Genomic DNA, 6520 nt, shown 5'->3' on the forward strand with positions numbered 1-6520 from the left:
TCCATCACGGTAAGCTTCAGCGTACCCGCGGGTAGTACATCTCCAGAATTATCAGGAGATTTTAATAGGCTACGTGGCGTAAGAATCTCCGAATACGGACTCCCGGATTGATTTATGTACCATAAAGCACTATCAACGGTAAGGCTATCACTACCGGTAGCATCGGTCCATGAAGCGGCGGTTCCATCCAATATATAATGTTCATCAACGCTGTTCCCAAAAGTCGTGTTCCCGGTAATATCCCATTGCACCGGAAAACCATCCGTATTTAATACGATAATTTCTTTAATGGTGGGTCCACGGCCATTATTTTTATAATCGTAGTCTACTTGGATGGTGTCTCCAACCGTAGAGGTTTTAAGATGCCCTACAACCGTTCCACCAAAAATGACGGAATAGGTTTCATCTCCCTGATAATCGGTCAAGGAGGATACTTTGGAAGCTTCTTGGTCACAGGAAATCAGCCACAATAGGACAAAGGGCAGGAGGAGAAATTGTATTTTCATATTCGGTTGATTATTAATTCTTGTATTAAGATAGCTATCTATATGTTAAGCTCAACAGTTTATACTGATGGTGTAGGAGTATAAATGAGGTGGTGAACTCATCGTTTATTTGAACTTCCAACTGCGGGGCAATAGTAAGTGAAGCGCGGAAATTCCCCTAACCTATTACTAGATGTCTCCGCCGTATTTACTTTATCGGGTACCATGAAACGGGCAAAAAACAGTTTTTGAAGTTTAGACTGCTACATGCTCGGGTTGAAAATTGTGCTACCAATTGATCGAGCTGCTAGCCGTAGTAGAACGAACTGATCAGGCGATGTTTTATGATCTTTTCGGATCTTTCGGCAAACACGGCATTTGAGAAAGAAATCGACGAATTACGATCGAAGTAAACCGGTATTTATTCATTAACCCCAATATTCGCTGTGGATACAATTGTTTCCAGATTTTTTGGACTTTGATGAATGCTTATATGTCCATCTAATCGAAGTAACCCATCATAATCGATAGGTTCTCCGTTATCTAATTTTGACACTACAGTTTCACCTACGGAACACGTACATTTTTTAAGCGTGATGGCAACATCACCCCCTATGGATGCACTATTGTACCTGATAAAAGCTGGATGTTCGTCCGTAGTAGATCCCTCTAATTCCAACAATATCGTTGTTTTACCCTCAATATCCTCGGTGAAAGTTGCGGTACCGCTAACATTGGAGCCGCCCATGGCTTCAAGCTGATACACTTTACTTTGCAGGATTTCCGAACCTTCAGTAGCATTATCTTTTTTACAACCCCCTAAGACAACTATAAATGCAAATAGTACGAGGAGCGATGTGGATTTTTTCATTTTTATAATTTTTTATAATTAAAATTGCTACCATAGCAACTTGCTTAAGTCTTTGGATGCGCCAGAAAACAGGGGTAAAGATATACAATAATTTTAATCGAAAGGGGGGCTATTCTATTCAATCTGTAAAAATCCAACGGCGGTAAGAATCAACATTGCCTAAATCCCTATACGAGCTGAAAAGGGAACATCGTAAACTCCCAAGGCTAGATTCAATATGAACAGTGCCAAGATTGAGACTGCTATAAGCAAAATAAACCGTTTCAGTTCTTTTCGACAAAGCTCATAAAGCAACATCATTTGAACAATGAACCAAGGTTATATAATTGGCTTTACGGCCTTTCAAATTCTCCAAACCCACTAAACCTTTAAAACTGTGCCATAGTAACTTTATCATCTGCCATTGGCCAGTTTCTTCGTTTCAATCTACGGATTTACTATCATTTATTTAAACTTTAAAGGTCGTTGTTCGACGTCCCAGCGGTTGATCGGCAGATCTATTCGACATAAGGCCCCTTATCGTTCCACCTTCCCTGCTTTAAATAACCCCTGTTATGACCAAAACGATTTTGAACGACCGATCCAAATTGTCGGCTTGCCTATATCTTTCCATATAATGGGTTAAATTATCATAGTATTTTTCATTCTTGGAAATTTGCCGAAATTTCCATCCGTTCACGCTCCTTTTGGTAAAAGCTCTTACTACGCCACTAATACTATGAAAAATTAAAAAAAAGGTAAACAACTTTTTGTTTCTAAACGATTGTTTAGTTTTGTTGGGCAGTTAAAAGATAATGGCAAGGAAAAAAGAATATTCAGAAGAAGAAGTTATTGATAGAGCAATGCATTTGTTTTGGCATAATGGATATGTAAATACCTCAATGCAAATGTTGGAGAAAGAAATGGGCATCAATAAATTTTCGATTTATTCTAGTTTCGGGAACAAACACGGAGTCTTTATCCAAAGTTTAAAAGCATACGGAACAAAGGTTAACTCTATGTTCGAAAAATTCAGGAATGCCTCTAATGGGGTCGAGGATATCAAAGATTTTTTCTATGACTCGGTCGCTATTTGTTTTCTAAAGGGAAATCAAAAAGGCTGTTTAGTAACCAACACATATAATGAGTTTTCAGAAAATGAAGACAAACTTATAAAAGCACAAATGGAATCATTTATGGAAAACCTGAAGGGCCTTTTCATAGAAAAATTAAGAAGGGATACAACAAAGGATGAAGAAACAATAGCAAAACAAGCAAATTTCTTATTATTGGCAAAACATGGTCTGGCCGCAGCTACCCGAGTTAACAGCAGGTTTTGATAATGGGGCATCCGCATCCATAATCTCGGAAGGTATCGTAAATGCACTTAAAGCTGGGGACTTTCACTTATTTCCGGACAACATGGCAAAACAAATTGAAAGCGCTTACCAAAGTTTTTCGGATAACGTGGTAATGGCCGATTTCTCCGAATAATTTCCAATTGCCGATATTTGGAACAAATAAACATGATCAGATTGACCGTATTGTCCAAATAGTTAGGATTTAAAAATTCGACAAAGACCATTATACAAATCAACATGGTCAATTACTCTCAGAATTGTTGGGGGACGCTATCGTTTCTTCCGATGTGAATTTCGGAATATTTGGAGCTACACCAGAAGCACCGGTACAGATTAGCGATGCTCTCTGATTAGAGCATATTACGGGGACATTATGTTATATAGAAAAACATGGCAGATAGAATTAAACTTGATATTGTTTCCGATCTGGTCTGCCCATGGTGTACCATAGGATACAAACGTCTGGAAAAGGCAATTTCCGAACTGGGAGTCCAGGATAAAATCGATATAGAATGGCATCCTTTTGAGCTGAATCCACATATGCCTCCCGAAGGGCAAAACCTAAAGGAACACATTACGGAAAAATATGGCTCCGGTTTGGAAGATCAAAAACGTTCGGAGGCACGTATGGCCGAGTTCGGTGCGGAGCTTGGGTTCAATTTCGATTATTTCGATGGAATGAGGATCGTCAACACCCGCGATGCACACATATTGCTGGATTATGCCAGAGCAAAAGGAAAACAGACCGAACTGAAAATGAGGTTGGTTACCGCCTTTTTCAGCGAGCGGAAGGATGTTTCCGACCGACGGACGCTAATTCGGAAATTACAAAGTATTGGTTTAAATGCGGAGGAGGCCTTGGCGAGGTTGGACGATGACGATTCGCGATATGCAGTAACCTCTAAAGAAAACTATTGGCAAAGTTTAGGGGTTTCTTCGGTGCCGACCATGGTTTTCAATAAAAAAAAGTGCACTTATGGGAGCACAACCTGTTGAAGTCTACAAACAAGTATTAAAGGAATTGTTGGAACAATGACATTTGCCAACTGGCAACAATAATTTAAAGTACGATGAAAACATCAGTAAAAACCCACCGGAACCTTAGGCGTGTTCATGCCAGTTCCCGGCCGGAGTCGGTCTTGCCTTTTGAAAGTAAACCTCCCTACCCGACCGTAGTATATCCGATATTAACCTCTGTGAATATTTACCTGTTCATGGAATCTAAAAAATAACTTCTTATGGAAACATCGATAAAACCTTCTGAAGGCAGTCCTAAAAATAAAGCATCCGCAAAACGACCCAAAGTTTTGTTCTTTGATGTAAACGAATCGTTATTGGACCTGGGAAAAATGAAAGAGAGCGTCGCCAAGGCGTTAGGTGGCAGGGAAGATCTGTTGCCACTATGGTTCACGACCATGTTGCAGTATTCCCTGGTGTCCACGGCCGGCCGCCAATATGCCGACTTTGGCACCATAGGGGCCGCCACACTTCGAATGGTCGCGGCCAACAACGGGATACAATTAGCGGAGGACAAGGCCAAGGACGCGTTAAGTGTTCTCCGCTCCCTACCCGCACACCCCGAAGTAAAGGAGGCTCTGGGAAATCTTCGCAATGCCGGTTACAAAATGGTCTCGTTGACCAACTCCTCGAACAAGGGTGTTGAAGCGCAATTCAAAAACGCAGGGCTGACCGATTATTTCGACGGGCGATTGAGCATAGAGGATATCGGAAAATACAAACCGCATAGCGATGTATACGACTGGGCAGCCCGAAAAATGGGAGTGCGGCCCAATGAGTGTATGATGATCGCCGCCCACGGATGGGATATCGCCGGGGCCGTATGGGCCGGTTGGAGGGGTGCTTTTATTGCCCGCCCGGGACAACAGCTATACCCATTGGCACCTTTGCCGGAAATCAATGAACCTAATCTTCTCGAGATTTCTGAAAAATTAACCGTCCTAGAAAATTAATTTGAAAATTAGCCTTCAACTATTCCATCGATCCCCATAGTTACAAAAAAGGAATGTTTTTTGGAATCGAGCATCCGCGCTAATGAATTGAAAAAAATCGGGTGGAACATGTTCTGTTTTTGGTATACGACCATTGTGGAACTTACGGCAAAGGAGTGCGAATTGATAACAATATTCAGTGAAAAACCAAATCAGATCATAAAGCGCGACTTGCTCATTAAAGAAGTCTGGGAGGATAACGGAGTATTTGTTGGCCGTAGCCTGGACACTTTTATTTCAAAAATCAGAAAAAAGTTTCAAAATGACGATTCCATCAATATTGTAACCGTTCATGGAGTGGGATATAAACTCGAAATTTCCTAATGATTGACGTTTTTTCTTGAAGAATAGTCCCATAAAACGGCCGCTTTAAGGTACGGTTTTTGCTGCATGCAAAATCTTTCATCAATCAGAAGTTCATTATCCAGTATTATTTAGCGGATAGTACCTAGCAAATAGGTGCGCGAACCTTATGACACTATGGCCGAGACCGAAGATTGGAATAGTCAGGTCTCGTTACGTTCACTATTTTTGTCGAAAAGCAAACCCATGCATTTTCTATCCCCTGACCTAGAAAACTACATCGCATCACATTCCGAAGAAGAGCCGCAGCTGCTTCAAGAGCTGACCCGCGAAACCCATCTAAAGGTCATCCGACCACGGATGCTGACCGGTCATTATCAGGGCAGGGTGCTGAGCATGCTCTCAAAAATCGTCCGTCCGAAGAACATATTGGAAATCGGTACCTACACGGGCTACTCTGCCCTTTGTCTGGCGGAAGGCCTTCAAAAAGACGGAAAGCTCCATACCATAGACACCAACGAGGAACTGCTCGAGATGCAACGTAGCTATTTTGACAAAAGCGCTTACGGCAGCCAAATTATACAGCATCCCGGTGATGCCAAAACCATAATTCCTATTTTGGATTCCGTTTTCGACCTGGTCTTTATCGATGCGGAAAAAAGGGAGTATCCGGAATATTTTGAGCTCATCCTAAAAAAAACAAAACCGGGAAGCATCATCCTATCCGATAATGTGCTTTGGTCGGGCAAGGTCGTCGAGCCCTTGGAAACGAAGGATAAAGCGACGCAAATACTGCTGGCCTATAACAAAATGCTGAAGGAAGACCCGAGGGTAGAAACCGTGCTACTACCGGTCAGGGATGGCTTAACCCTAACGAGGGTGCGATGAGCCGTACGTAAAGCATGTAAAAAAACAGCGCGGAAAATACGCCCACCGTCGAACCTACGATAATATCGACCGGAAAATGTACCCCTACAAAAATTCTACTGGCCGCGAACAAGAGCGGCCAGGTAAAGAAGAACCAGCACCACTTGAACCGATGCCGCAAAAATAGCACTACGGCCGTGGTTAAGGAAAATGAACTGGACGAATGCCCCGAGAAAAAACTATAGGTCGAGGGGGTCTTCAATATGCGGATAAGCGTATTTATTTCTTCGACGTTGTTCGGGCGAAGCCTAGCGACCGCATGTTTGGTGAGATCGGTTATCGTACCCACGAACCATATCGTCATACATATAGTAAGGAGTACAAAAACCGCTTCCCGTTTGGGGTATTTCCAAAAAATAAGGAGTATGAAGGCTATAAAAAGCGGAATCCAAGTAGTAAAATTCGTGACCGTGATCCAGAACTGGTCGTATTGTTCGATTCCAAGATTATTCAGATAGATAAACGTTTCCCTATCCCATTCCAAAATCCGTTCGAGCAAAGCCTACTTTCTTTTGATGGTTCCGGTAACGTCGTCCACATTTTTCTTGACCTCGTCGATCTGCTTTTTGATATCGGTTCCGATAT

7 protein-coding genes and 1 pseudogene are annotated in these 6520 nt (G+C 42.1%); 5 read left to right on the top strand and 3 right to left on the bottom strand.

Annotated elements, in window-relative coordinates; genetic code table 11:
• Together ACEW8S_RS00585 and ACEW8S_RS00590 are read right to left on the bottom strand one after the other, a co-directional pair.
• Positions 1-506, bottom strand: a pseudogene (locus tag ACEW8S_RS00585) (amidohydrolase); the annotation flags it as partial.
• Positions 507-906: 400 nt separating this feature from the next.
• A complete protein-coding gene (locus ACEW8S_RS00590; protein ID WP_373516252.1) occupies positions 907-1356 on the bottom strand; it encodes a hypothetical protein in 450 nt (149 codons plus the stop codon).
• A 794-nt stretch (positions 1357-2150) separates the two neighbouring features.
• On the opposite strand from ACEW8S_RS00590, the gene ACEW8S_RS00595 reads away from it, so the two are divergent.
• The 5 genes from ACEW8S_RS00595 to ACEW8S_RS00615 all read left to right on the top strand — a co-directional run bounded on the left by ACEW8S_RS00595 (position 2151) and on the right by ACEW8S_RS00615 (position 5896).
• Positions 2151-2675, top strand: coding sequence for a TetR/AcrR family transcriptional regulator (locus ACEW8S_RS00595; protein WP_373516253.1), 525 nt, complete (start codon positions 2151-2153; stop codon positions 2673-2675).
• 411 nt (positions 2676-3086) lie between these two features.
• Complete coding sequence (locus ACEW8S_RS00600; RefSeq protein WP_373516254.1) at positions 3087-3692, top strand: DsbA family oxidoreductase; 606 nt, start codon at positions 3087-3089, stop codon at positions 3690-3692.
• Between the two features lie 242 nt (positions 3693-3934).
• Complete coding sequence (locus tag ACEW8S_RS00605; protein WP_373516255.1) at positions 3935-4666, top strand: haloacid dehalogenase type II; 732 nt, start codon at positions 3935-3937, stop codon at positions 4664-4666.
• 60 nt (positions 4667-4726) lie between these two features.
• The gene (locus ACEW8S_RS00610) at positions 4727-5029 is read left to right on the top strand and encodes a helix-turn-helix domain-containing protein (RefSeq protein WP_373516256.1); all 303 of its coding nucleotides are present in this window, start codon (positions 4727-4729) and stop codon (positions 5027-5029) included.
• A gap of 225 nt (positions 5030-5254) precedes the next feature.
• Complete coding sequence (locus ACEW8S_RS00615; protein ID WP_373516258.1) at positions 5255-5896, top strand: O-methyltransferase; 642 nt, start codon at positions 5255-5257, stop codon at positions 5894-5896.
• Here ACEW8S_RS00615 and ACEW8S_RS00620 read toward each other — a convergent pair.
• Complete coding sequence (locus ACEW8S_RS00620) at positions 5862-6434, bottom strand: phosphatase PAP2 family protein (RefSeq protein ID WP_373516257.1); 573 nt, start codon at positions 6432-6434, stop codon at positions 5862-5864. The genes ACEW8S_RS00615 and ACEW8S_RS00620 overlap by 35 nt on opposite strands.
• Between the last annotated feature and the right edge of the window lie 86 nt (positions 6435-6520).

It is taken from the genome of Pricia sp. (genome assembly GCF_041745955.1).
In the GTDB taxonomy this organism is placed as follows: domain Bacteria; phylum Bacteroidota; class Bacteroidia; order Flavobacteriales; family Flavobacteriaceae; genus Pricia.

Bases quoted from the DNA above. Each gene is read 5' to 3' on its own strand.
- ACEW8S_RS00595 (WP_373516253.1), top strand. From the start codon at position 2,151: ATGGCAAGGAAAAAAGAATATTCAGAAGAAGAAGTTATTGATAGAGCA.
- ACEW8S_RS00605 (WP_373516255.1), top strand. From the start codon at position 3,935: ATGGAAACATCGATAAAACCTTCTGAAGGCAGTCCTAAAAATAAAGCA.
- ACEW8S_RS00615 (WP_373516258.1), top strand. From the start codon at position 5,255: ATGCATTTTCTATCCCCTGACCTAGAAAACTACATCGCATCACATTCC.
- ACEW8S_RS00590 (WP_373516252.1), bottom strand. From the start codon at position 1,356: ATGAAAAAATCCACATCGCTCCTCGTACTATTTGCATTTATAGTTGTC.
- ACEW8S_RS00600 (WP_373516254.1), top strand. From the start codon at position 3,087: ATGGCAGATAGAATTAAACTTGATATTGTTTCCGATCTGGTCTGCCCA.